Annotated in this window: 31 protein-coding genes and 1 riboswitch; of the genes, 17 read left to right on the top strand and 14 right to left on the bottom strand. The window is 35.0% G+C overall.

Annotation, left to right across the window (positions count from 1 at the left end; all coding sequences use genetic code 11):
• Window positions 1–736, top strand: a 736-nt coding sequence (locus tag AB3X49_RS03820; protein WP_367960577.1) for a sensor histidine kinase, incomplete at its 5' end; no start/stop codon positions are given.
• 208 nt (window positions 737–944) lie between these two features.
• Here the strand turns inward: AB3X49_RS03820 and thiT are convergent.
• Complete coding sequence (gene thiT, locus AB3X49_RS03815) at window positions 945–1,604, bottom strand: energy-coupled thiamine transporter ThiT (protein WP_044443876.1); 660 nt, start codon at window positions 1,602–1,604, stop codon at window positions 945–947.
• 86 nt (window positions 1,605–1,690) lie between these two features.
• Window positions 1,691–1,792: riboswitch (TPP riboswitch) on the bottom strand.
• Between the two features lie 194 nt (window positions 1,793–1,986).
• Here thiT and AB3X49_RS03810 point away from each other — a divergent pair.
• The 3 genes from AB3X49_RS03810 to AB3X49_RS03800 are packed head-to-tail and all read left to right on the top strand — an operon-like array spanning window position 1,987 to window position 4,383.
• Complete coding sequence (locus AB3X49_RS03810; RefSeq protein WP_000060512.1) at window positions 1,987–2,214, top strand: FeoA family protein; 228 nt, start codon at window positions 1,987–1,989, stop codon at window positions 2,212–2,214.
• Window positions 2,211–4,199, top strand: coding sequence for a ferrous iron transport protein B (gene feoB, locus AB3X49_RS03805; RefSeq protein ID WP_002129597.1), 1,989 nt, complete (start codon window positions 2,211–2,213; stop codon window positions 4,197–4,199). Before AB3X49_RS03810 ends, feoB begins: the two co-directional genes overlap by 4 nt.
• A 16-nt stretch (window positions 4,200–4,215) precedes the next feature.
• The gene (locus AB3X49_RS03800) at window positions 4,216–4,383 is read left to right on the top strand and encodes a FeoB-associated Cys-rich membrane protein (protein ID WP_000989601.1); all 168 of its coding nucleotides are present in this window, start codon (window positions 4,216–4,218) and stop codon (window positions 4,381–4,383) included.
• A 35-nt stretch (window positions 4,384–4,418) separates the two neighbouring features.
• Here the strand turns inward: AB3X49_RS03800 and AB3X49_RS03795 are convergent, their stop codons facing one another.
• Window positions 4,419–4,994, bottom strand: a complete 576-nt coding sequence (locus AB3X49_RS03795) for a lipoprotein BA_5634 family protein (protein WP_367960574.1) — start codon at window positions 4,992–4,994, stop codon at window positions 4,419–4,421.
• Window positions 4,995–5,406: 412 nt separating this feature from the next.
• Here AB3X49_RS03795 and AB3X49_RS03790 point away from each other — a divergent pair, with 412 nt between their 5' ends.
• The 4 genes from AB3X49_RS03790 (at window position 5,407) to AB3X49_RS03775 (ending at window position 7,917) form a co-directional block, all read left to right on the top strand.
• Window positions 5,407–6,072 carry a PspA/IM30 family protein gene (locus AB3X49_RS03790; RefSeq protein WP_002015754.1) on the top strand — a complete coding sequence of 222 codons (666 nt, stop codon included), beginning with the start codon at window positions 5,407–5,409 and terminating at the stop codon, window positions 6,070–6,072.
• A gap of 80 nt (window positions 6,073–6,152) precedes the next feature.
• Window positions 6,153–6,557, top strand: coding sequence for a DUF350 domain-containing protein (locus AB3X49_RS03785; protein WP_002089172.1), 405 nt, complete (start codon window positions 6,153–6,155; stop codon window positions 6,555–6,557).
• 21 nt (window positions 6,558–6,578) lie between these two features.
• Window positions 6,579–7,085, top strand: a complete 507-nt coding sequence (locus tag AB3X49_RS03780; RefSeq protein WP_002015752.1) for a DUF4178 domain-containing protein — start codon at window positions 6,579–6,581, stop codon at window positions 7,083–7,085.
• Window positions 7,086–7,098: 13 nt separating this feature from the next.
• Window positions 7,099–7,917 carry a DUF4247 domain-containing protein gene (locus tag AB3X49_RS03775; RefSeq protein ID WP_367960572.1) on the top strand — a complete coding sequence of 273 codons (819 nt, stop codon included), beginning with the start codon at window positions 7,099–7,101 and terminating at the stop codon, window positions 7,915–7,917.
• A gap of 53 nt (window positions 7,918–7,970) precedes the next feature.
• Here the strand turns inward: AB3X49_RS03775 and AB3X49_RS03770 are convergent, their stop codons facing one another.
• Window positions 7,971–8,990, bottom strand: coding sequence for an alpha/beta hydrolase (locus AB3X49_RS03770; RefSeq protein ID WP_367960570.1), 1,020 nt, complete (start codon window positions 8,988–8,990; stop codon window positions 7,971–7,973).
• Window positions 8,991–9,289: 299 nt separating this feature from the next.
• Between AB3X49_RS03770 and AB3X49_RS03765 the strand changes: the two genes are divergently transcribed.
• Window positions 9,290–9,508, top strand: coding sequence for a hypothetical protein (locus AB3X49_RS03765; protein WP_367960568.1), 219 nt, complete (start codon window positions 9,290–9,292; stop codon window positions 9,506–9,508).
• 120 nt (window positions 9,509–9,628) lie between these two features.
• On the opposite strand, the gene AB3X49_RS03760 is transcribed toward AB3X49_RS03765, so the two are convergent.
• Both AB3X49_RS03760 and AB3X49_RS03755 read right to left on the bottom strand, forming a co-directional pair.
• Window positions 9,629–10,501: a YitT family protein gene (locus tag AB3X49_RS03760; protein WP_002138778.1), complete on the bottom strand. Its 873-nt coding sequence runs from the start codon at window positions 10,499–10,501 to the stop codon at window positions 9,629–9,631.
• Between the two features lie 187 nt (window positions 10,502–10,688).
• A complete protein-coding gene (locus tag AB3X49_RS03755) occupies window positions 10,689–11,723 on the bottom strand; it encodes a YdcF family protein (protein ID WP_002129589.1) in 1,035 nt (344 codons plus the stop codon).
• 744 nt (window positions 11,724–12,467) lie between these two features.
• Between AB3X49_RS03755 and AB3X49_RS03750 the strand changes: the two genes are divergently transcribed.
• Both AB3X49_RS03750 and AB3X49_RS03745 read left to right on the top strand, forming a co-directional pair.
• Window positions 12,468–13,280, top strand: a complete 813-nt coding sequence (locus tag AB3X49_RS03750) for an S-layer homology domain-containing protein (RefSeq protein ID WP_016092497.1) — start codon at window positions 12,468–12,470, stop codon at window positions 13,278–13,280.
• Between the two features lie 84 nt (window positions 13,281–13,364).
• On the top strand, window positions 13,365–13,598 hold the full coding sequence (locus AB3X49_RS03745) for a spore germination protein (protein WP_002015747.1): 234 nt from the start codon (window positions 13,365–13,367) through the stop codon (window positions 13,596–13,598).
• A 169-nt stretch (window positions 13,599–13,767) separates the two neighbouring features.
• Here AB3X49_RS03745 and cydB read toward each other — a convergent pair whose 3' ends face one another.
• Both cydB and cydA read right to left on the bottom strand, forming a co-directional pair.
• A complete protein-coding gene (cydB, locus tag AB3X49_RS03740; RefSeq protein ID WP_060750092.1) occupies window positions 13,768–14,796 on the bottom strand; it encodes a cytochrome d ubiquinol oxidase subunit II in 1,029 nt (342 codons plus the stop codon).
• Complete coding sequence (gene cydA, locus AB3X49_RS03735; protein WP_002089164.1) at window positions 14,786–16,135, bottom strand: cytochrome ubiquinol oxidase subunit I; 1,350 nt, start codon at window positions 16,133–16,135, stop codon at window positions 14,786–14,788. Before cydA ends, cydB begins: the two co-directional genes overlap by 11 nt.
• Before the next feature lie 224 nt (window positions 16,136–16,359).
• On the opposite strand from cydA, the gene AB3X49_RS03730 reads away from it, so the two are divergent.
• Window positions 16,360–16,923, top strand: a complete 564-nt coding sequence (locus AB3X49_RS03730) for a beta-class carbonic anhydrase (protein ID WP_002015742.1) — start codon at window positions 16,360–16,362, stop codon at window positions 16,921–16,923.
• Here AB3X49_RS03730 and yidD read toward each other — a convergent pair.
• Window positions 16,920–17,156, bottom strand: coding sequence for a membrane protein insertion efficiency factor YidD (yidD, locus tag AB3X49_RS03725; protein WP_000809328.1), 237 nt, complete (start codon window positions 17,154–17,156; stop codon window positions 16,920–16,922). The genes AB3X49_RS03730 and yidD overlap by 4 nt on opposite strands.
• A 128-nt stretch (window positions 17,157–17,284) precedes the next feature.
• Here yidD and luxS point away from each other — a divergent pair, with 128 nt between their 5' ends.
• Window positions 17,285–17,758 carry an S-ribosylhomocysteine lyase LuxS gene (gene luxS, locus AB3X49_RS03720; RefSeq protein WP_001141371.1) on the top strand — a complete coding sequence of 158 codons (474 nt, stop codon included), beginning with the start codon at window positions 17,285–17,287 and terminating at the stop codon, window positions 17,756–17,758.
• A 64-nt stretch (window positions 17,759–17,822) separates the two neighbouring features.
• On the opposite strand, the gene AB3X49_RS03715 is transcribed toward luxS, so the two are convergent.
• The 5 genes from AB3X49_RS03715 to ytzI all read right to left on the bottom strand — a co-directional run bounded on the left by AB3X49_RS03715 (window position 17,823) and on the right by ytzI (window position 19,295).
• On the bottom strand, window positions 17,823–18,092 hold the full coding sequence (locus AB3X49_RS03715) for a YczI family protein (RefSeq protein WP_503413842.1): 270 nt from the start codon (window positions 18,090–18,092) through the stop codon (window positions 17,823–17,825).
• Window positions 18,079–18,312: a hypothetical protein gene (locus tag AB3X49_RS03710; protein ID WP_002138769.1), complete on the bottom strand. Its 234-nt coding sequence runs from the start codon at window positions 18,310–18,312 to the stop codon at window positions 18,079–18,081. The genes AB3X49_RS03715 and AB3X49_RS03710 overlap by 14 nt, the downstream gene beginning before the upstream one ends.
• 367 nt (window positions 18,313–18,679) lie before the next feature.
• Window positions 18,680–18,910, bottom strand: a complete 231-nt coding sequence (locus AB3X49_RS03705) for a DUF3953 domain-containing protein (RefSeq protein WP_002089156.1) — start codon at window positions 18,908–18,910, stop codon at window positions 18,680–18,682.
• A 13-nt stretch (window positions 18,911–18,923) separates the two neighbouring features.
• Entirely contained in the window at window positions 18,924–19,109 is a 186-nt protein-coding gene (locus AB3X49_RS03700) for a YczI family protein (RefSeq protein ID WP_078176488.1), read from the bottom strand.
• 36 nt (window positions 19,110–19,145) lie between these two features.
• Entirely contained in the window at window positions 19,146–19,295 is a 150-nt protein-coding gene (ytzI, locus tag AB3X49_RS03695) for a YtzI protein (RefSeq protein ID WP_002089154.1), read from the bottom strand.
• 83 nt (window positions 19,296–19,378) lie between these two features.
• Between ytzI and AB3X49_RS03690 the strand changes: the two genes are divergently transcribed.
• From AB3X49_RS03690 to AB3X49_RS03680, 3 genes are all read left to right on the top strand, one after another.
• The gene (locus AB3X49_RS03690) at window positions 19,379–19,696 is read left to right on the top strand and encodes a hypothetical protein (protein ID WP_002089150.1); all 318 of its coding nucleotides are present in this window, start codon (window positions 19,379–19,381) and stop codon (window positions 19,694–19,696) included.
• An 84-nt stretch (window positions 19,697–19,780) separates the two neighbouring features.
• Window positions 19,781–20,260, top strand: a complete 480-nt coding sequence (gene mutTA / locus AB3X49_RS03685; RefSeq protein WP_002015736.1) for an antimutator 8-oxo-(dGTP/GTP)ase — start codon at window positions 19,781–19,783, stop codon at window positions 20,258–20,260.
• Between the two features lie 113 nt (window positions 20,261–20,373).
• On the top strand, window positions 20,374–20,910 hold the full coding sequence (locus AB3X49_RS03680) for a DUF3267 domain-containing protein (RefSeq protein WP_107887320.1): 537 nt from the start codon (window positions 20,374–20,376) through the stop codon (window positions 20,908–20,910).
• Between the two features lie 47 nt (window positions 20,911–20,957).
• Here AB3X49_RS03680 and AB3X49_RS03675 read toward each other — a convergent pair whose 3' ends face one another.
• Window positions 20,958–21,629 carry an HAD family hydrolase gene (locus tag AB3X49_RS03675; RefSeq protein WP_367960563.1) on the bottom strand — a complete coding sequence of 224 codons (672 nt, stop codon included), beginning with the start codon at window positions 21,627–21,629 and terminating at the stop codon, window positions 20,958–20,960.
• A 93-nt stretch (window positions 21,630–21,722) separates the two neighbouring features.
• Here AB3X49_RS03675 and AB3X49_RS03670 point away from each other — a divergent pair, with 93 nt between their 5' ends.
• Window positions 21,723–22,841: a recombinase family protein gene (locus tag AB3X49_RS03670; protein ID WP_367960561.1), complete on the top strand. Its 1,119-nt coding sequence runs from the start codon at window positions 21,723–21,725 to the stop codon at window positions 22,839–22,841.
• Window positions 22,842–23,017 lie beyond the last annotated feature (176 nt).

Raw genomic sequence — 23,017 nt, 5'->3', positions numbered from 1 at the left:
ATCTAATAAACTACATTCACATATTGGACAGTTAGAACAAGATATTGAAAAAGAAAGAAAGTTAGAAAACACAAGGAAAGAATTTATTGCGGGTGTATCGCATGAACTAAAAACGCCGCTGAGTATTATGAAAAGCTGTATTTTCATTTTAAAAGATGGGGTAGCTGAACATAAGAAAGACTACTATTTTCAGGCGATGGAAAAAGAAGTAGACAAGATGGATATACTAATTTTGGATATGCTTGAATTAGCTAAATTTGAGTCTGGCACATACAACATGAAGATGGATTCTTTCTATATCGATGGAGTGATTGAAGAAATATGTGAACAGCTTTCATCGGAGATAGAGAAAAAAGAACTGAGTGTGCACAAACATATATGTCCAGCAGAAGTGATTGGGAATCAAAATAGAATTGAACAAGTAATTGTGAATTTTATTACGAATGCAATACGTTATACACCAGAAAAAGAAGATATTATTATTTCCACAATAGACGGGAAGGATCATATAAAAGTATGTATTGAAAATAAAGGTGCTCACATTGAAGAAGAACAATTAGATAAAATTTGGGATCGTTTTTATCGCGTGGATGCGGCAAGGAAACGTTCACAAGGTGGAACAGGGCTTGGTCTTGCAATTTCAAAGAATATTTTAGAATTGCACGATGCTGAATATGGGGTGAAGAATACCGAAGATGGTGTGTTATTTTACTTCTATTTACCGAAAAAAGCGTAGACAATACTATCTACGCTTTTTTAATTTATTTTCATATTATCTTTACCTAATCTTTATTTCTAAACAGTATACTTTGAATAGAAAATGAGGTTATGTAAGGAGTCGATGAACCGTGCATAGCAATTGGCTAAGTATAATGGTATTTATTTTCTTTTGTGCATTTATTGTATTTTTAATTGATATTACGATGTGAAAAAAGAGCGCTAAGTTAAGCGCCCTTTTTTTGTGTATTCATTTGATAAGCACCGATGCTTTTGAATAAGCGTGGTGAAGTTGTAAATAAAAGAATTAGTAATACAGTACATAGTATGAAAGAACCGATCATGGTACTGCCGTTTACAATTAATGAATATAGCACAGCTGATTGTCCTTTAGGTGCATATTGACCAAAGAAAATAATACCAGCAATAAAGTGACAGAAATAGCGTGCAAAGCTGCCGACAAATGTGGCAAGGATAATGTAAACGAGTGCTTTTTTTCCTTTGTTTTGTTTTGGTTTATCTTTGCGACTACCAAAACTTGAATGCTCTGCATTACTGTTGTCTGAGGCAAGTGCTTTTTGAATTGGACGATAGAATAAACCAGCAAAGCCGATAAAGGCAAAGGCAATGAAGTACTCAATGAATGCTTGAACTGGTGTTAGAATGTAAGCATCGCCTACGACAATTTGTAAAAGCCCCCAAATTAAGCCTCCTAAGAAAGCCCTTTTGAAGCCCCAGCGGTATGCGATAATAAAAATAGGAATCATAGCAAATGAGATGGAACCGCCTGTTGGAAGTTTAATTGATAATGGTAGAATGTCGATAATCAAGGCGAAGGCTGCAAGAATAGCAGATTCGATCATCGCTTGTAAATTGGTGTTACGCATGTTGTCTCCCCCTAAATCCAAGTTGCACAAAAAAGAACATTATCATAGGAGGATACGAAATACGTAAATAAAAAAAGAGGTGTGTATTTCGGACGTTTGCACAATTCCTGCGTTAGCATTAACTAACAGGTTCAAAGGGTCGGAACGAATTGTTCCCTCTCAGCGGTAAGGCTCCCCCTGTGATAACGAGATTCTTTATTTGCTATTGTTCATTGTAAGCGAAATGGATGAGAATGGCAAACATACTTTGTATGACAATTATTGAAATATAATTGTATTGAAATGTTAATAAATATGAAGCAAAAGGGTATAGTCCAATTGAAATAGAGTATGATATAATTTTTCTGAAAATAATTATCATTCTCTTCTGAGGGGGAAGGTTATGAGCTTAGTAGATATTAAAATTGGCGAGAAAGTGTTAGTAAAAAGTATTCAGTCTTTAGATCAGTTATTAAAGCGTAGACTAGCTGCTTTCGGTCTCGCGGAAGGAAGCGAACTTCGCTTGAAACAGAAAGCGATGTTTAAAGGTCCTTGTACATTGGAGTGTCGTGGACAGTTAATTAGTATTCGTCATTGTGACGCGAAAATGATAAAGGTGGAATTAGCGTGAATAAGGTTGCTTTGCTAGGGAATCCGAATACAGGGAAAACATCATTATTTAATGCACTTACTGGTTCTTATGAATATGTAGGAAACTGGAGCGGTGTAACAGTAGAAAAGAAGGTTGGTAAATTAAAAGATAAGCAAGGAACATTAATTGATTTACCAGGCGTTTATGATTTGAATCCAGTTTCACGTGATGAAGGTGTCGTTACGAATTTTCTACTAACAGATGAATTTCATCATATGTTAAATATAGTGGATTCTTCTCAATTTGAGCGAAATATGCATTTAACATTGCAATTACTTGAATTTGGTAAGCCCGTTTCAATTGGTTTAAATATGATTGATGTGGCAAAGCAAAGAGGAATTGTGATTAATGTAAAACGGCTATCAGAAATATTAGGTGTAACAGTCGTTCCTGTCATCGCAAGAACCGGAAAAGGCTGTGAAGAATTACTTACTACTCTTCATGAAGAGAAACAAAAAGAGAAAAAGCCATTCATTATTTCATATGGTGTACAAATGGATGAAGGAATTGGAGAGGTAATCGCTCTTTTAGAGACAGCGAATTATGAGCATCCGAGATGGTTAGCCCTTCAATTTTTAAGCAATAACGAAGTAGTAGAAAAAGAAATGAAAGCATTACCAATTTATAAGGAACTTATAGCCATTCGATCTCGTTTAGATGGAAAACTTGATTGTACGTTGGAAGAGCACATTTACAAGACTCGTGAAGCGTATATTGAAAAGTTAAAAACAAATGTTATGCAACATGAGAAAGAAGGAAAAATTCCTTTTTCAGAAAAAATTGATAGGTTAATTACACATAAAATTTTAGGACTTCCAATCTTTTTAGCAGTTATGTTTTTTATTTTTCAGGTTACGTTTACGTGGATTGGTACACCTTTATCTGATATGCTTGATGGATTTTTTGGCGGACAACTTACTGATTGGGTTACAGCTGGGCTCACAAGTGTTGGGGCTTCTGACTTTATTCAAGCACTCGTTACAGAAGGTATTATTGCTGGCGTTGGTGCGGTATTAGTATTCGTTCCACAAATCTTTGCACTATTCTTTTTCATTTCATTATTAGAAGACTCAGGATATATGGCACGAATTGCAGTTGTTATGGATAGAATTATGGAGTTTTTCGGTTTAAACGGAAAAGCATTTATTCCGATGATTATCGGCTTTGGATGTAACGTTCCAGGTATTATGGCAGCGAGAACGATTGAACAAGAAAAAGAAAGGTTACTTACAGTTCTTGTAACACCGTTTATGTCTTGTTCGGCACGTTTACCTGTATATGCACTATTTGCGGGAGTTTTCTTCCCTCATAGTCAGGCGACTGTTGTGTTCTCTTTATATATCGCAGGGATTGTTCTTGCATTACTCGTTACAAAAATTATGTCTCTTACTATTTTAAAAGCAGAAAAATCTATTTTTGTAATTGAACTACCACCTTACCGTGTGCCGCAAGCGAAAACGTTATGGCTGAGCACGTGGGAGAAAGGTAAAGGATTTGTTCGTAAAGCGGGTACATTCATCTTCGGTGGTTCTGTTGTCATTTGGTTATTAAACTATGCAGGTCCATCAGGATTTGGTGTTGATATGGGAGACAGTTTCTTAGCGATGATTGGTGGATTTATTGCACCACTTTTTGCACCGCTCGGTTTTGGAACGTGGCAAGCTGCGGCATCCCTTTTAACAGGATTTTTAGCGAAAGAAGTTGTCGTTTCTACGATGGCAATTATTTATGCGGTTAAAGAAGATGTGCTAGGAAATGTAATGGGAGCACATTATACTGCGCTATCAGCATATGCATTTATGTTCTTTATTTTATTATATGTTCCGTGCTTAGCGACAGTAGCTGTTATTAAACGTGAAACAGGATCGATGAAATGGACAGTTTTCTCTGTCGTTTATCCGCTCGTTGTTGCTTATGTATTAACGCTCATTATATACCAAGTTGGGTCCTTACTCGGATTCTAGAAGGAGATGTATCGCGGTGATGGTCAATATTATAATTGGAGCTATCATTTTTGGTTATGCAGCATATACGTTAGTTAATTTTGTAAAGAGAAGTAAAAAGGGAAAATGCGCAGCATGCTCTTTAAGTAAGTCATGTCAATCGCAAACTTGTAGTCCGGATATGGAGCAAATTGCCCATAAATAGAAAAAAGCTTTGCGAATTTCGCAAAGCTTTTTTTATTATTTAATTTTAACTAATTGAGCTTCTTCTGCTGCTTTTCTATGATCAGCCATTTCTTTTTTAGGATCTTTATTCATTTTTAATACACCGACAGATTTTTCTTCTCCTGTTACTTTTCCATATGCAGCATCATCGACGATTGCAAACATATCTGTATAAGAACGACCATCACCGATAATTGTATTACCTTCATATTTCAATTTTGTACCATTAATTTCGGCGTTTTCTACTTTTTCTTTCGCAAATAATACACCTTGTTCGACTGTTACTGCTGGTAATTTATCAATTGCTTTTGCATCGTCTTTTTCTACTTTCTTAAGTAGTTCTTTCTTCACTAACTCTTCACCAGTTTTCTTATCCATTACAAGTACTTTTTTACCTTCTAATGTCGCAAGTTTCATTTTGTATGTTTTCTTTTCTTTTATGTCAGATTTATTTTTATCAATAATTGAATTCACTTGTTGGTCACTACCGTAAGCAACGATACCGTTCGCTTTTTCTCCTAATAAAGAACAACCTGATAATGCTCCGAATGAAATTGCTGCTGCTAACCCGATTCCTACTAATTTTTTCATGATGATTTCTCCTTTTTATATGTTTTATAGTAAATACAGTTTCTGTATTAGTCCTTACAGTATGAGAAGCTTTTTTGTTATTCTGTTGCTTCTGGTATTAGTGTATAAGAAATGTTGAAACGTAACTATCGAGTTAGCTTACAGTAACATTACAATTATGTAATTTAGTGAAATCGCGCAAAAATAAGTTGATTTTGGAGACAGAAATAATAAGGATATAGTAGGAATACAATATTCTATATGGAATATCATATTATATTGGCTGTATTTTGGAAATAACATGTAAGGACATCTTAGTTTTGTTATAATAAACACATAGGTTGTAAAAATGAATATTCTTACTGAAAAGGGAGATTTTTAATTTTCCAAGTAGTGAATTTGAAATATGAGGTATATCATAGGAGGAATTTGGATGTCTGTATTTAAACGATTAAGAGATTTAACAATGTCGAATGTGTATTCATTAATTGAAAAAGCTGAAGATCCAGTTAAGATGACGGATCAATATTTACGCGATATGCAAGCGGATGTACAAGAAGCTGAGAAAAGTGTAGCAGCTCAAATCGCACTTGAGAAGAAATTCAAAATATTATTTGAAGAGCAAGAAGCACTTGTGAAAAAACGTGAAGAGCAAGCTCATATGGCTGTTCAAGCTAGCAACTTAGATCTTGCGCGCCGTGCTTTAGAAGAAAAACAAAATGCAGAGCAAAAGATGAATGAGTATAAAGCGAGCTATGAGCAAAACAAAGCAGCTGCTGATAACCTTCGTCTTAAGCTAGAAGAAATGCGTAAGCAATTAACAGAGCTGAAAAACAAACGTGAAACACTTGTTGCACGTGTAAATGCAGCGAAAGCACAAAAGAATATTAATCAGGCGATGTCTGGATTTGATTCAAATTCAGCAAAAGCTGGTTTAAGCCGTATGGAAGAGAAAGCACTTCAATTAGAGGCTGAAGCAGAAGCAAGCGGTGAAATTTACAAGAAAGAAAAGTCGTTAGATGATGAATTCGCAAGCTTAAACAAAAATTCTGTTGTTGACGATGAATTAGCTCGTATTATGAAGCAGTACGAGAAATAATATAGAATAGACAAAGAAACCGACATGTCTGAAGAGAATTCATGTCGGTTTTCTATTACTTTTTTAGAGGAGGTTTTGTAATGACGTGGATGAATGTTTTAGCTATGCTTGTATGGACTGGAGCGAGTGCGGTACTTTTATTTGCAATTATGTGGGTTGATTCGATTTTTACAAAATACAATGATTTAAAAGAAATGAAAAATGGAAATACAGCAGTGACAACGCGTTTCGTTATGAAATTATTTGCGCAAGGGTACATTTTATCTCAATCTATAACGAAAGCGAATGACTTATGGCAAGCGCTTCTTGCCTCAGCAGTTTCATTCGTTATTTTATTAATTGTAGAAATGTTCATTGAGTTTGTGTTAAAGAAAATGTCTGGTTTAGATTTAGAAGAAGGAACGAAAGAAGGCAGCGTAGCACATGCGTTGTTAGCTGGTTCATTACATATCGTTGGTGCACTTATTTTAGGTGCTTGTTTATAAAGAGAAAAGGAGGGGTAGATTGTGAGTTTATTTAAACGTATTAAAAATATAATGAAGAGTCCGGAGCCGCCGAAGCCAGAAAAGAGTCTTTTAACGTTGGCTCCTGGCGATATGATTGAAGTCTCGTTAGTCATGTACGAATTAACTGGGAAAACGAGCATGCATTCTCGCAAGGAGATTATTTTAACTTTGCAGGATGGGAAAGATATTCGTTATTTGAAAATCGAAGACCGTGAAAATACGTATTACAAATTGTATACACCGATTGATGGTCGTTTAGATTCAATCGATGAAATTCCGACGACGATTGAAATGGATGATATAGAGTATCATATGGAAGAACAATATAATGGACGTGTTGTTGTTATGGGGAAAACACCATTCGCTGCTTCAGAAGAACAGTACGTATGGGAATTCCAATCTGATAACCGCAAATTATTACGTGTTGAATGGCAAAATGGTCGCACAATGATGTATGAGGGAGAAGTAATTATTCCTGCTGATGTACAAATCATAAGAGCAACATAAGGGGGGCGTAATCATGTCAAACCGATTGTTTACCATGATTAAATCGTTCGTGATCCCTATACTTGCTATCGTTACATTACTTGTTATTGCCGGCTATGCTTTATCGGGCTGTCAAAGTGGTCAGGCGAAGTCAATTCAGGACCGTTATCCGCTAGAGTCTGTCGCAAAGGATGGTAAACAAGAATCTTACGTGTATAGGGCTGCCAATCGGTCAGTTCCTGAAGTTGCAAAGGAACTTATATCCGAAAGGAAACCGAAGCAAGCATCTAAAGAAGACGAAAATCAAATGTTCCTCGTTTATTCTGATAAAATGTATAATTTACAAAAGGATAAAGAGAAACCATCTGATACGTTAATTGAAATAAGTAATGAAGAATTTGTCCGTCAAAATTACCAACCATCCTTCTTACAAGGATATATTATGGGGAGTATATTAAACGATATATTCGGTTCACGAAAATCATCATACGGTGATTATCGCGGATATAATGACAGACAAAATCATAAACCGGTTATCCCGGAAAGACCACCTACGAAAGAAGAAAAGAAAACCCCGCCTCCAATTACGAAGGAAGGGAAAGGATCTATTATTAAGCGAGGCGATAATGTAGATCCGAAATCATCTGTAGGTGATAAAGGAAGTATTACGGAAAAAGGAAGTAAAACGACGCCTCCGCCTTCTACCGGAAGCAAAGGGAAAATTACGAAAAACCCGGGTGGCTCGAGTGGATCTGATGTGAAGCCGAAATCATCCATTAAAACCCCACCAAAGAATACGTCGCCCCCGAAAACAAGGGTTGGCGGTTCAGGGAAAATTATGAAGAGAAGATAAAGGAAAACCCAAGGAGCAGGTAAGCACTTCTTGGGTTTTTATTATTGTATATGTCATTTGTTTTTATTTAAAAATTGTAGTGTTTTATCGAATGTTTCTTTTCCTGCTGGTGTATTCATGTTGAACTGAAATTCATACGCTAACTCGCCAAAAATACTTTTATCAAAGAAAAGACCGTCTACAGCTACATCTTTGCTTTGTAATGTTGAAAATAATTCCTTACCTTGATCTTCGAATGAGGCAGTATTACCATCTGTAATAAACGTTGGTGGATAATCTTTTGTTACATGCTTTGAAATTGAAGCAATGTTCATTTCTGGTAATGTTTCAAAGTTTTTTGTTCCAAAGTATGCCCAACCAGTCGTACGCATAAAATCTTGTATTTGTTTAGATGTTTCCACTTTAGCTAATGCAGGCATGTTATAAGGACCACAATATAACAAAACACCTTTTATAGTAGAAGGGTTAATAATAGCATCAATCTTTGCTAATTTTGCATATTGTGGGGAAGTTTGAATTGTAACAAATTGACCAGATATTTGTGCCCCGGCAGAATCCCCAGCAAAATAAATAGTATTTAGTTTTAAATTATATTTTTCTGCATTATTTTTTATATATGTATAAGCCTCACCGAGCTGGAGTACGGGAGTAGGATATTTTCTTTTAGGAGCAAGGGCATAGTTAATATTTACTACCGTATAACCACTAGCTGCTAATTCTACTGCATAACCAGTAATTTGCGATTTATCTCCACCTACAAATCCACCACCATGCACCCAAAAAATAACGGGTGTTTCTTTCGTATGATTTTTAGGATAAATAATATCTAATGTGCCGTCTGGAAATTTAGAATGATAGTCAATATCTTCAACGATTTTTGTTTCTTTTAAAGCATTTTCATAGTTATCAGATTGAAACATCATGCCTTTTTCAAAGACTTTTTTTATAATAAATGCTTTTGGATTTGGTGAAAGAAACCAGTAACTTAGTCCTGAGAGAATGAGTCCTAAAATAATTAGAAGAGCGATGAAAAGCCTGTTTTTTAATACTCCTTTAGGTTTTTGTTTTTTCATTATGAAATTATCTCCATTTCTTATTTTTATCCCGCATTAACGGGCAGTAAGACTCCCAGCTCAAAATTCGGCTGTAAAGCAAAGAAGTTAGGTGGGAGATCAACTGCCGGTAAAAGCCCGATTGGTGAGGGCTGATTAAAGTTTCATTTTATATAGAGGTGAAATGTATTTTTTTACAGCCCTCCTTATCTAGTACACTCTTGTTAATAGTATTATGAAGTTTTTGGAAAAGTCTACCCAAAAATGTATTCTGCTTTTAGTTTATGACTGCTACAATTAATGAATAAGGAGGGAATATTATGACTATGTATAAAAGATTTAGTGTAATTATGTTCCTCGTATTATTCCTCAGTTTGTTTATTAGCACAACGATGAAATTTCACTTTGTAGTTGGTATTCTATGGATACTATGTACATGTACTCTCTTTCTATATTTTCCGCTTCGCTTTCAACATGAAGTAAACGCCTTTCAAAAGTATGTAGATTGGGTTAAGAGAGGAGGAAAGTGGGGGGAGTGAAAATATATCAGCGATTATTGGAATATATCGACTTACCGACAAAAACTGATAACGATAGCAACTTAATAATAAAAAGAGGGTGTGCCAATATTTTGGCACACCCTCTTTTCTTCATAATGATTAATGAATATCACGTTTCTTAAAGTTACCGCCTTTTACTTCAGCTACGTCATAAACTGTAATAAAGGCATTAGGATCGATTTCATTAATCAGGTCCTTCATTTTACTTTCTTCTAAACGGTTAATTACACAAGATATTTCTTTGAATTTCTCTCTTGAATAACCACCATAAACTTCATTGTATGTTGCGCTTCGGCCTAAACGATCGCGAATTGTTTCTACCATTAATTCAGGCTCTTTCGTGATGATTTTAAATGTTTTCGAACCACTTAAACCAACTTCAACGATATGAATCACTTTCGAAGCGATAAAGTAAGCAATTGCCGAAAGGATAGCTCCTTGAAGACCAAATACTGTTGAAACAAAAATAAAGACAAACATATTTAAGAATAAAATAAGGTCACTTGTTCCAAAAGGTAACTTACGAGAAAGTAATACAGCTAGCATATCGATTCCATCTAATGCGCCGCCGTTACGTAAGGCTAGTCCCATACCGAAACCGATAATAATACCACCAACAACTGTAACGAGTAGTGTATCGCCTTCAATAATAGTTGGTATTCCGTGCATGACAACGGTACCTATTGCTAATGAAGCAATCCCGATGATGGAATAAATTGCAAAGCTTTTACCGATTTGTTTATATCCTAACCAAACGAAAGGAATGTTAATAACTGCGATTAGAGCTCCTAATGGCAATCCAAATAATCTTGAACTAACGATACTTAAACCAGTCACACCACCGTCGGATACGTTATTTGGAATTAAGACAGCTTCTAATCCGTACGCTGTGATAAATGCCCCAATAATAATCATCAAAGCTTTTGAAGCAATTTTCAGCTTATTGGGCTTACTCTTGACAATTTTCTTCATGTAATTTCCTCGTTTCAAACTAGTTTCTTATTTGTTACGTAATTCATACCTAAATTCCATTTTAACATTTAATTTGAAAAAATTCTCCTTTAATGGATGTATGCAGGGGATATTATCACCATAGTACCATTAAAATATTTTTGAAATTCGTATAAGAAATCCCATCCTTTTAAAGGATGGGATGTTGTTAAGAAAGTATAAAACTAACGACTGTTAGGAATAAAGCGAAACCTAAAATAGTTCCACATATTTTCATATGGCGCTTACGCCCCATAACGACAATTGCGACATATTCGCGAATCATTGCATTAGGCCAGTAATAAAAGGCTGTTTTTGATCCGATTCCTTGGCTATTAAGGCCAGCTTGTCTTGCATATATGCCAGCACGGAAAAGATGGAAATTATTCGTTGTAAAAATACTTTTATACTTACCTTCTGGTTTTAAAGAATCCATAATTTCTTTAGAGAACGACATGTTTTGATATGTGTTTACAGAACGATTTTCTTGTACCGTATGTTCAAGCGGAATTCCTTTTTCAACAGCATAATTTTGCATCGCTTCTGCTTCCGGAAGACCTTCATCAGGCCCTTGCCCACCAGAGAAAATGATTGTTGGTGGTGTATTCACAGCGGCTTGCTTCCAATAAAAGTCGATTGCTTTATTAATGCGACTTGCAAGTAAGGGTGGCACTTTGTCATTAATTAAGCCGCTACCAAGAACGATGATGAAATCTTGATTACGTCTTGGTCTATTGAATTGGTATAGAAAATAAGCGCTTAAGAAGTTAGATAAATGTATAAAGAAATACATAGTTACAAGAGAAATAGCAGCAAAAATAAATTGAAAATGCTCTGAGAATAAACTTGCTGGATTTATGATAGGGATTAGTATACAGAATAAAATCCCTAAAGCAGCAATTAAAGTTAAAGAGTTTGTAAAGCGTCTTCCTTCACGCCTCATCAAGATTCTCGCATTAAGAAATAGTCCAAACATTAGAGCAACGATGCCAAAAGGTATCATGAAAAGTAGAGCTAACATGGGTAGAATAACGATGAAATGTAAAGTGTTACTACCAGATGCAAACGAGGCGATTGCACAAAATAATAGAAATGAACAGAAAAAGGCATTAAATAAAAAGCCATTTATTATTTTTCGTGGATCTTTTAAGTAAGAGATAAGAAAAATAATAAACAATATAAGAGGAATGATTCCGAAAAACATAAATATAGTACACCTCAATTTGTATAATGTTTTATTGCATCCTTAATATTACATGATTTTGAAGATGTTGATAAAAAAATAACGATTTCGAATTTTCTTAACAACCGATATAGTTAAATATGGTAAAATGTATTCAAAGTGATATATTAAAAGTAAAATGGTTGAAGAGGCACTCTGTGGAGTGTCTTTTTCTTTTTGGTATGTAATTATGCATATTATGTTTATTTTCAAGGGAAGAGGATTAAAATATAAGTTGTGGATACACGCTATAAAGCAGAATTTTATATTAATATTTACCTCTACTCTTTTTGTACCTAACAATCTTGTAACAATTCATGATTCTGTTTTCTAGTGTGTGTTTACAAAAAGCGGGATGGGGTATATATAAACAGGGGAAAGGACGTCTTCTTGAAAGGCGTCTTTTTGTTTCTTAGTATAGATAATTTCCACTATTAACGTAGTGCAAACTATCTATACTAAACATTAGCAATCTTCCGTATAAATATTATCAATTTACTATATATTCCAGTGGTGTTAAGTTAAATATGAAAGGCTTTCTTTTTCAAAATATTACCCCTAATAAATTTTTGAAAAAGTCAACTGTCTCCAAAATTGCCATTTGTGCTTAGCAAAAAAGAATCCTTCGGGGTTCTTTTTTGTATTCGACAGAATATGACAAAATGAAGCTATATAATTTGTTATATTGTTAAATGGTTATTATGGAAAAGAGAAGGAGACTTAAGTATGGGATTTAAAAAATTACTTTTAACAGGTGCAATTGTTGCAACTACAGCATTTACTTCAATTGGGACAGCGCAGGCAAGTATAGAGTTTAAAGATGTTCCAAACAATCATTGGGCTTATAAGGCAATTATGGATTTAGCAAATAAAAATATTGTTGCTGGATATGGAAATGGGATTTTTGGATTTGGTGATGATGTAACTCGTGAGCAAGTTGCAGCCCTTATGTTCCGTCAATTAAAGCCAGCAGTAAAAGAACAGTATAATAATCCGTATAAAGATGTTACTGATCGTTCGACTCAGTTTAAAAAAGAGATTCTTGCTTTAACAGAGATCGGTGTATTCGCTGGAGATGACACAGGGAACTTTAGGCCGAAAGATTCGTTAACTCGCGATGAAATGGCACAAATTTTAACAAAAGGGTTTCAATTGCAAATTAGAGGGGATCATAATTTCCCGGATGTAGATAGAAATGGATGGGCGAATCCTGCGATTACTGCAGTTAAATCAAATTATATTACAGCTGGAACTGGTGATGGTAAATTCGCACCTAGAATGCATGTAAGTCGTGAGCAATATGTTCAGTTCTTATATAACGCGACATTACCACTTGAAGAAAGACCAGGAGCAAGACAAGAACAACCACAACCAGAGGTGAAGCCGGAACAAAAGCCAGAACCAAAACGCTTTGCTAACTGTAAAGAAGCAAATGATGCTGGAGTTTACGATATTACAAGAGATAGTCCGTATTACGGTAAGCATTTAGATCGTGATGGCGATGGAATTGCTTGTGAGAGAAAGAAGAGCGGTAAATAAGAAAAAAGCACTCAGCCTGAGTGCTTTTTTCTTATTCACACATGCTATTTTTGTAGGCGATTCTCATAGAATGGGAGTAACGAAATGAAAGTAGGTGATAAAATGCCAGCTATTGTGGAAGGGGTTATTATTGAGAATTGTAACGGGACAATTAACTTAGGTGATAAATATAACGTACATCCAATTGAAAAAACGAAAGCTTATAATGGATCGGGATCTTCAAATACCGGATTAAATGTGAGGACATTCAGTGGTATTAGTACGGCAGATGTAACGGATAACGATGTGTATGACCAAGTAATTCAATCTACGTTATAATTTTTATATGTAAAATTGCATAAAATGATGTGTTTGTCCTGTGATACAATTTAGTTGTGAGCTGTTAGTGATTCTTCTTTATCATAGTTGTTAGATTAGAAATGTAACATCTTATCGAAAATCATACGTAAAATAAAAAAGACACTTCGCTCGAAGTGTCTTTTTTATTTTAGTGATACCCTTTAGCAGAGTCTTTATGAATTTTATTTTTAAATATGCTGTAGCTCCAAAGCTGATATCCAATAACAATTGGTACCATAACCATTGCAACGAAGAACATAATTTTTAAGTTTAATTGACTACCAGCTGCGTTGTATAACGTTGTACTATAAGCGTCGTTAATACGAGATGGTAACATTCTTGGGAACATACCTGCAAAACCAGTTGTCATAAACATTGCGATTGTTAAGCAAACGAATGTGAATGCAAGGCCAATTTTATGTTTGTACACCATAATAAGTGTGAGTACACTCATTAACATTGCAAGTACTGGAAGAATGAATAGTACAGGATATTCCGTGAAGTTTTGGAATAAATTTGTACGATTTGCAGTTGCGACATAGAAGATAGCTAGAATGATAGCAGCTGCCATTGAAAATGGTCTTGCAATTTTATAAGCACGATCAGATACTTCGCCAGTTGTTTTAATCATAATCCAAAGGGCACCAGATACGACGAATATAGCAGTGAAGAAGAGACCACCTAAAATACCATAATGGTTTAGTAAGCTAAGTAAAGTTCCTTCATAACCATCTTTTCCGATTTGCAGCCCGTAATACAGGTTAGCGAATGTAACGCCGAATAAGAAGGCGATTAGGAAACTACCAATTGTAAATGCCCATTTACAAGTTTTTTGCCAAATTGGTGAATCGTCTTTATGCATAAATTCAAGTCCAGCGGCACGAGCAAATAGTGCAAGTAATACTAAAAACAGTGGTGTATATAGGTAACTAAACATATTTGCATATGTGATTGGGAAGGCAGCAAATGTTGCACCACCAGCTGTAATTAACCATACTTCATTACCACCCCAGAATGGACCAATTGCTTCTTGTAATTGATTTCGTTCTTGTCGGTCTTTCGCAACGAATGGGAAAATCATCCCGTTACCGAGTGCGTAGCCATCAAGAATGAAGTAAACTGTCCAAATTACGCCCCATAAACCGAACCAGATAATTGCAAGCATATCATGAGACATGAGCTGTACCTCCTTCAGTAGCAGGTTCTTCTAATGCAGCGGGTCCTTTTTTCGCGAACTTCAGCATTAAGTATACGTCTGCAATTAAGAGTAAAGTGTAGAACAATATTAAACTAATTAATGAGAACCAAATTTGTGGAACTGATATAGGTGACACGGATTCTGCTGTACGCATTAGTTTATAAACTGTCCACGGTTGACGACCTACTTCAGCGACAATCCAGCCAGCGTTAATTGCGATATATGGAAGTAAAACAGACCACATTGTAATTTTTAAATAACGTTTTGAGTTTTCTAGTTTTCCTTTTCGGTTTAAATAGAAACCGTACCAAGTTAATGCCATAAAGAACATGCCAAGTGCAACCATTAAGCGGAAGCTATAGTACACGAGGTTAACATTTGGACGATCTTCTTTTGGAATATCTTTTAAACCAACAATTTCTCCATCAAATGAGTTTGTATAGAAGAAACTTCCGAGCTTTGGAATAGTAAGGAATTCAAAGTTCTTTTCATTTTTCACATCAGGAATTTGAATGATTGAGAAACCTTGTCCTTTTCCAGTGTCCCAAACAGCTTCCATTGCAGCTCCTTTTGCTGGTTGATACTTAGCCGCTGATACACCAGATTGATGGCCCATAAATGGTGTAATTGTTGCTGCGAATAAACCTAACATTAAGCCAAACTTAAATGATTTTTTGAAGAATTCCACTTCATTTTTACGTAGTAAGTGATATGCACTAATTGCCATAACGAAGAAAGCACCGACAATATAACAACCAATTACAGTATGGAAGAACATATTCCATGCATATGGATTTGTAACAAGAGCCCAGAAATCATTTAATTCAGCGCGGCCATTACGTATTACATAGCCAACGGGGTTTTGCATAAAGCCGTTTGCTGTAATAATCCAAAGGGCAGAAATATTTGTTCCAAGTGCAACCATCCACATACAGAAAGCACGGAACTTTGGTGAGATTTTGTCTTTACCGAATAACCATATTCCCATGAAAGTAGATTCTAAGAAGAAGGCAACGAGTGCTTCGATTGCGAGAGGTGATCCGAAAATATCCCCCATATATTTGGAGTACTCAGACCAGTTTGTTCCAAATTGGAATTCCATCGTAATTCCGGTTATAATCCCCATTACGAAGTTAATTGTAAAAAGTTTTCCCCAGAAATTTGCCATTTTGCGGTATGTTGGATTCAATGTGCGGGCGTATTGAGTTTCCATACATGCTACTAAAATAACAAGTCCGATTGTCAAAGGTACAAATAAAAAGTGATAAAAAATAGTAATTGCAAATTGAAAACGACTTAGTAACAGAACATCGGACATAATAAATATTCACTCCTTTTTTACATTATCTACAATCAGTTTATAGTGAAAAAACGTTTAAAGTATGTGAGACTTGTTACAAAGGTGTGTGTATATTTTGAAAGAATTATGTCGATTATCTGAAAACATCCTATTTTTACTATAAAGAAATATCCTTTTTGAGTTTTTTAAATTTTGGTACACTACATATGTAATGTAAATGAGAGAAAAGAGGGTTCTTTACTATGAAGTCATTAGAAGAGATTTTACAATACAATGAAAAATTTGTTGAAGAGAAAAAATACGAAGAGTATGAAACAGGGAAATTTCCAAACAAAAAGATGGTAATTATCTCTTGTATGGATACTCGTCTTGTTGAATTATTACCGAAAGCAATGAATATGCGTAACGGTGATGTGAAAATTATTAAAGTAGCAGGTGCTGTTATTTCACATCCGTTTGGAAGTATTATGCGTAGTATTTTAGTCGCTGTATATGAGCTTGGAGCTGACGAAGTATGTGTTGTCGGTCATCATGATTGTGGTATGGCAAAAATTCAAGCAAGCAGTACAATTGAAAAAATGAAAGAGCGCGGCGTAACAGAAGAGAAATTAGATACACTTCGTTATTCTGGAATCGATTTAGAAAGATTCTTACAAGGGTTCTCTAGTGTAGAAGAAAGTGTAGAACATAGTGTGTCAATACTTCGCAACCATCCGTTACTTCCGGAAGAAGTACCTGTTCACGGTCTTGTTATAGATCCTGACACAGGAAAATTAGATTTAGTTGTGAATGGTTACGACAATTAAGAATTTACTTTGTCATCCTTTTTATCTGGGACAGGATCAAATCCTCCTGGATGGAAAGGGTGACATTTTAATATACGCTTACATGTAAGCCAAAATCCTTTTAGGGCACCGTGTTTTTGAAACGCTTCTAATCCATAATGAGAGCAAGTCGGATGAAAGCGGCACGTTGGCGGTGTCATCGGAGAAATGAACTTTTGATAAAAGCGTATAATACCGATAAAAATCTGTTTCATAATGGTCTCCTTTTCAGCATAGTCTTAAAGTATTATAGCACGACAGTACATAATACTTTACTAATGTCGATTTCCGTTATATCATATTGGATATAACGGAATTAAATTAAAAGCGGGAGAGATGTTGTATGCCATCAGTAGAAAGCTTTGAATTAGACCATACGATTGTAAAGGCGCCTTATGTAAGACATTGCGGAGTCCACAATGTAGGTAGTGACGGTATTGTAAATAAATTTGATATTCGTTTTTGCCAACCAAATAAACAAGCAATGAAACCAGATGTTATTCATACGTTAGAGCATTTATTAGCATTTAATTTACGTAAATATATTGATCGTTATCCGCATTTTGATATTATCGATATTTCACCGATGGGCTGCCAAACAGGGTATTATCTTGTAGTAAGCGGGACACCGACAGTTCGTGAAATCATTGATTTATTAGAACTAACATTAAAAGATGCGGTTCAAATTACAGAAATTCCAGCTGCAAATGAAACACAATGTGGCCAAGCGAAGCTTCACGACTTAGAAGGAGCACAACGCTTAATGAACTTCTGGTTAAGCCAAGATAAAGATGAACTTGAGAAAGTATTTGGATAGAAAGAAAAACTGCCTGTGAAAGGGCAGTTTTTTTTATTTTGTTAAGAGAAAACTTGCTCTTCTTTTATGAAAGTATACTAGACACTCCAACATATAAAATAAAGACAGAACCGAGAAAATAAACAAATGCTTTTGCTTTTTGCTGCTCTTTTATTTCATCAATTCCAAAAAGGATAAACATAATACTTAAAAGGATAAATACGAATGGTAAAAGCATAGAGAGGTTTGCAAAGAGGCTAAGTAGAGCGAGAATGAGAGCGATAGTAGCTATTATAATTCGAAAGTTTTTTAACATGAAATCCTCCTTAGTAGAAGTATTGTTATCGAGAGACAAGAATAAGAATGACAATAATTAAAGTAAAGACGCCAGAAAAGAAAGAGATTGTACTATTTACTTTCTGTTGTTTCTGTTTTTCTTCTGCGCTCATGATGAAAGCCATGATAGATAAGGCAATAAGCATATAGGGCATAATAACAAGCGGGTTTGTAAACATTCCATATAGAGCGAGAGCGATGACGATCAGAGCGGATATAATACGAAATACTTTTAGCATACTATTCTCCACCTTTTTTTGTTTAGGTTATCCTCAAATTTATTACCTGTTCGACAAAGCCAAATTGGTGAAAGGGAATAGTCAGTAGGTGATTAAAATTACATGTTACATGTAACGAAGGTAGTTCGATATTACAATGAAGAGCATAAGAATAGAAACGAGAAAATGCGAGATACCCATTGATTTTCTTCCGGATTTCAGTTCATTAATTCCTAGAAGAATAAAGAAACAACTGAGAGCAAATTGCATGTATGGGAGAAGTGTGAAATTATCGGTAGCAAGAGAATAAGTGCAAAGAGAGATTGTGAGAAGCATGAAAAAATAGCGTATTCCAGTTAGCATCGAATTCCTCCTTTAAAGAGACTATTTATCGAAATATTTCTGAGAAGCCAAGAAATAAAGCAACAGCTCCTGCTAACAGAGCAAGTATGCTACCACCTTTTTGCTGTTTTAAGATTTCCTCTATACTAATAATGAAAGCCATCCCCCCTAAAAAGATGAACATATAAGGCATGATTTCCCTATTACCAGTAAAAAAGCTATAGATTGCTATAGATAAAGCAATAAGTGATAAAGTAATCCGTAATCCTTTCAGCATAAAAGACCCTCCTCTATTTTATGTAGGTAATGATAAAAACAAGCCAAATGAAAGCACCAGCAACAATGCAAATAAATCCGGTTCCTGAATCCTTCTTTTTTATTTGCTCAATTGCGATGAGAAACATTAAAGCTCCTAATAGAAATTGTGAAAGTGGTAGAAAGTTATTTTGACCTGTCAGTAAACTAATAGCGGATATGATGATGACACTGAGTGCGATTAAAATGCGTAGTTATTATGAATGCTCTTTACTGCTTTTTGTATAAGGGTTATCTTCTGGTTTATCAATCGAATGTTTGTAAGAATAGCCTTTATTAATCGTCATAACGGAGAGTACTAATATGATCAGTACGATTATAATGCCGATAATTAATATTTTGAGCATGAAATCCCTCCTTTTCTTTATTTTACATAATTTTGTAATTGATGAAAATAATAGAAATTAAAAGGATGAAAGAAGGGTGTTACATGGAGAATAAAAAAACATATTATATATCAGTTGGAAATGGTCAAATTTCGCAAGTGAAGACGGCGGATACGTATAATTTTGAAATTTATGCAAATGACGAAGAGATTACGGAGTTAAGAGAGTATTTTGATCAAGCGTATGAAGAGGACTTAGGTTCGTATGTACGCTCCCACGTTCCATTCGTTGAGTATCATCACGATTCGAATAATGATCGATATGATGAACAACTACAAAAAGCATATAAAATGATTTATGATCTAGGGAATCATGAAACGAAAGAATTAGTCGCACAAATGGGAATAATCAATGGATTGTAATTGGATAATATTATGCAGAAAAGCGAGAATATGCTACAATTTGTGGTAGGAAAAACTTGTAATCATCAATAGGGGAGTAATGGCATGTACAAATTTAAAGATTATTACCACAACACTGTACAATTATCGTTTGAACGTTACCCATTTTCTCCTGAGCCAAAGCATGTTTGGGTTGTATGCCGATACGGGGATCAATGGTTATTAACGCATCATTTACGCCGTGGTCTTGAATTTCCAGGTGGTAAAGTAGAACTCGGGGAAACACCGGAAGAAGCGGCAGTTCGAGAAGTTCATGAGGAAACCGGCGGCATAGTTTCTGATTTAACTTACTTAGGGCAATACAAAGTATCCGGAAAAGACAAAATAATCATTAAAAACATTTATTTTGCAACAATTAGTGCGGTAGAGCAACATACGCATTACGAAGAAACGAAAGGGTCTGTTTTATTAAAAGACATTCCTGATAATATTAAAACTGATAGAAAATTTAGCTTTATTATGCGCGATGATGTATTAGCGCGTACGATGAAACATATAGAAGAAATCGGCTGTTTTACGAAGTAAAGTGGCCGGTTTCTTTTTTTGCGTTCAAGAATAAATGTAAATATATCTTTATATACATTTGGGTATATTATACAATTTTGTGAGGATATCTTTACTTGTTAGGAGGGGAAAAGATGGATAACAGAAAAGAAACAACAGTTTCTGTTTCAATGGTTAAATTAAATTTCTATTCATTTTTTATAATATTCGCTCTGGCGATTGGAATTAGTTATCTGCATACAATTCTTTCAGGCGGGTTTCAAATTGAAATTACGTTACCGATCATGTTTCTTTTTATTATCGCAATGCTTGTTCTCGTTTGTATTCATGAGGCATTACATTTAATAGGATTTCGCTATATCGGAGGTGTTCCGTGGAGTGAATTAAAATGGGGCGTCAATTGGAAATTGGGTGTGGCATATGCTCATTCTAAAAAAGAAATTACAGTAAAGCAAATGAAGAAAGTATTAATGTTGCCATTTTTACCAACTGGAATTTTACCAATTGTATTGGGATTAGCTATGAATCTGGAGCCACTCTCATTTTTAGGGATTCTACTAACAGCAGGCTGCATTGGTGACATTGCTTTATATCAAAAAGTTTCAAAATTTCCAGATGATGCGCTAGTGATAGATCATCCGAGTAAACCGCAGTTTACAGTTTATGAGTAAAGCAGTCCAAAGAACCTCTCTTCCGTAGAGTGGTTCTTTGGACTGCTTTATGTTTTTTTTATTTCCACCTCTAAAAACGAAAGCACCTCTAATAAATCATCCACGACACGTGAATGTTCAAAGTCACCCCAAAATGAATCTCTCTTCCAAACGCCAAGAATCCCTACTTGTTCAGAACCAAGTACATCATTTTCTGGATGGTCCCCAACGTAAAGGCATTCTTCTGCTTTTACGTTTAGCTTTTGTAAAGCCCGTTCGAAAATCTCAGGGTGAGGCTTTTTAATTCCTTCTGCTTCTGAAACAAGAATCGTGCTTGTATACGTATGTATGTTTAGTGCTCGAAGGTTGCTCATCTGAAATTTAGTAAAGCCGTTTGTAATAATACCAATTTTAATGTTTCGCTGAGTTAGTTGTTGAAGTAATTCGTGCATGTTTGGGAAAGGAATACAATGATGTTGGAAGTTTGTAATGTAGTCGTGCAGCAGTTGCTCTTGCGTTAAAGTGGTAATGTTGTATTCGCAAAGGAGAGTGGAATATACCTTATCTTTCCACGTGTAACCATTATTGTCGAGTTCGAGAAAACGAGAGCAATACTCGAATTTTTCTATGTTTATCAAATGAAAGGCGAAGCGATTATATTGATCACGAATAAATTGCTCTAAAGATTGACGACGATCTAATAGTGTTCCATCTAAGTCAAATAAGACTGCTCGAATCATGGGAAACCTCCATACAGTTTTTATAATTAATTATCGCATATTCGTTAAAAAATGATTATGATATTTTTGTAGAATGGAATAATGGAGGGGCGTATGAAGAAACTGTATGGCAAGTTAATGTGTTTTATGATTTCAATGGGCTTAGTAGCTGGATGTGATATGTCGGAGCAAACTTCGAAAAGAGAGAAAAAAGATGTGTGCGAAACGACAGAAGAATGCACACAAATAGGTGATAAAACACTTCAAAAAGTATATAAAAAGATAGATGGACTTTCAGAACTTGAAGTACTAGAGGATTATGATTTAGAAGGACATTCAAGTAACGATATGAAAGAAGCAGAAATGAAAAAAAAGGATGATGAAAATTATTTCTTTTTAGCTTCTTATTATATTGATGGTGATGAAATTGTAGATCCTTATTTCGATAAACTAGATCGCAAACGATTGAATAAGGCTTTTGCGGAGGATAAGGACGCGAAAGAAGAAGTATTAAAGCAACGTCAAGATAGGGATTATCATGAATCGTTATGGGAGATGTATAGCACGCTTATTCCTGCTAAGTATCGCACTGACATAAAAGAGTTTGATATGGTAACAGATGGATACGATGGAATTGTCGCTCATGTTATGCCGAGTATGGAGTATCCGAAAGAGTGGACCATTAGCTTAGATACGCTTGATTCTGCAGTAAATATCGATCAAGTGATGAAAACATTAATACATGAGACGGCTCACGTATTGACACTGGGACATAAACAAATACCAGTAAATGAAAAGTACTTAAAGGCTTTTGAAGAAGATAAAGATATTTCATCATACCAAAATAAATGTAAATCTCTTTTCTTACAAGAAGGATGTGCGAAGGAGAGCTCTTATATAAATCGATTTTATAATTCTTTCTGGAAACCAATTGACCAGGAGTGGACAGAAAAGAAAGTGGAAGAAAGCGAAGAAGCTCAAATTGAATTTTTTAAGGAAAAGCATGGTGAGTTTGTTTCACTGTATGGGACGACAAATGTAGCAGAGGATATTGCGGATACATTTACAGCGTTTATTTTACAAGATTCAAAAAAGGTGAAAGAAGGAACAGAATTAAAATATAAAAAAATTGCCTTCTTCTATCAATTCTCCGAGCTTGTAAAAATGAGAGCGGAAGTGTTAGCTGGGTTATATAATGTGTCGAAAACGATGGAACAACCAAGTGGACACTAATGCGAATTATGTGTTCGATATATTTTAGCCAAGGGAAAACGTGAAGAATTGTAGTTCTTTGCGTTTCTTTATGTTGATAAAATTGAAAATTCTGTCTTTTTTTAAAAAAGAAGAAGGAACTGAATCATTAAAATAGAATTAGTATAAAAACGTCACAAATTAGACACAATTATAAT

This window comes from Bacillus sp. C30 (genome assembly GCF_040838255.1).
In the GTDB taxonomy this organism is placed as follows: domain Bacteria; phylum Bacillota; class Bacilli; order Bacillales; family Bacillaceae_G; genus Bacillus_A; species Bacillus_A mycoides.
The sequence above is the reverse complement of the archived record's forward strand: the minus strand, read 5'-3'. Positions and strand labels throughout refer to the sequence as shown.

Bases quoted from the DNA above. Each gene is read 5' to 3' on its own strand.
- thiT (WP_044443876.1), bottom strand. From the start codon at position 1,604: ATGCGTAACACCAATTTACAAGCGATGATCGAATCTGCTATTCTTGCA.
- AB3X49_RS03810 (WP_000060512.1), top strand. From the start codon at position 1,987: ATGAGCTTAGTAGATATTAAAATTGGCGAGAAAGTGTTAGTAAAAAGT.
- AB3X49_RS03795 (WP_367960574.1), bottom strand. From the start codon at position 4,994: ATGAAAAAATTAGTAGGAATCGGGTTAGCAGCAGCAATTTCATTCGGA.
- AB3X49_RS03790 (WP_002015754.1), top strand. From the start codon at position 5,407: ATGTCTGTATTTAAACGATTAAGAGATTTAACAATGTCGAATGTGTAT.
- AB3X49_RS03785 (WP_002089172.1), top strand. From the start codon at position 6,153: ATGACGTGGATGAATGTTTTAGCTATGCTTGTATGGACTGGAGCGAGT.
- AB3X49_RS03775 (WP_367960572.1), top strand. From the start codon at position 7,099: ATGTCAAACCGATTGTTTACCATGATTAAATCGTTCGTGATCCCTATA.
- AB3X49_RS03770 (WP_367960570.1), bottom strand. From the start codon at position 8,990: ATGAAAAAACAAAAACCTAAAGGAGTATTAAAAAACAGGCTTTTCATC.
- AB3X49_RS03765 (WP_367960568.1), top strand. From the start codon at position 9,290: ATGACTATGTATAAAAGATTTAGTGTAATTATGTTCCTCGTATTATTC.
- AB3X49_RS03760 (WP_002138778.1), bottom strand. From the start codon at position 10,501: ATGAAGAAAATTGTCAAGAGTAAGCCCAATAAGCTGAAAATTGCTTCA.
- AB3X49_RS03755 (WP_002129589.1), bottom strand. From the start codon at position 11,723: ATGTTTTTCGGAATCATTCCTCTTATATTGTTTATTATTTTTCTTATC.
- AB3X49_RS03750 (WP_016092497.1), top strand. From the start codon at position 12,468: ATGGGATTTAAAAAATTACTTTTAACAGGTGCAATTGTTGCAACTACA.
- AB3X49_RS03745 (WP_002015747.1), top strand. From the start codon at position 13,365: ATGAAAGTAGGTGATAAAATGCCAGCTATTGTGGAAGGGGTTATTATT.
- cydB (WP_060750092.1), bottom strand. From the start codon at position 14,796: ATGTCTCATGATATGCTTGCAATTATCTGGTTCGGTTTATGGGGCGTA.
- cydA (WP_002089164.1), bottom strand. From the start codon at position 16,135: ATGTCCGATGTTCTGTTACTAAGTCGTTTTCAATTTGCAATTACTATT.
- AB3X49_RS03730 (WP_002015742.1), top strand. From the start codon at position 16,360: ATGAAGTCATTAGAAGAGATTTTACAATACAATGAAAAATTTGTTGAA.
- yidD (WP_000809328.1), bottom strand. From the start codon at position 17,156: ATGAAACAGATTTTTATCGGTATTATACGCTTTTATCAAAAGTTCATT.
- luxS (WP_001141371.1), top strand. From the start codon at position 17,285: ATGCCATCAGTAGAAAGCTTTGAATTAGACCATACGATTGTAAAGGCG.
- AB3X49_RS03710 (WP_002138769.1), bottom strand. From the start codon at position 18,312: ATGCTAAAAGTATTTCGTATTATATCCGCTCTGATCGTCATCGCTCTC.
- AB3X49_RS03705 (WP_002089156.1), bottom strand. From the start codon at position 18,910: ATGCTGAAAGGATTACGGATTACTTTATCACTTATTGCTTTATCTATA.
- ytzI (WP_002089154.1), bottom strand. From the start codon at position 19,295: ATGCTCAAAATATTAATTATCGGCATTATAATCGTACTGATCATATTA.
- AB3X49_RS03690 (WP_002089150.1), top strand. From the start codon at position 19,379: ATGGAGAATAAAAAAACATATTATATATCAGTTGGAAATGGTCAAATT.
- mutTA (WP_002015736.1), top strand. From the start codon at position 19,781: ATGTACAAATTTAAAGATTATTACCACAACACTGTACAATTATCGTTT.
- AB3X49_RS03680 (WP_107887320.1), top strand. From the start codon at position 20,374: ATGGATAACAGAAAAGAAACAACAGTTTCTGTTTCAATGGTTAAATTA.
- AB3X49_RS03675 (WP_367960563.1), bottom strand. From the start codon at position 21,629: ATGATTCGAGCAGTCTTATTTGACTTAGATGGAACACTATTAGATCGT.
- AB3X49_RS03670 (WP_367960561.1), top strand. From the start codon at position 21,723: ATGAAGAAACTGTATGGCAAGTTAATGTGTTTTATGATTTCAATGGGC.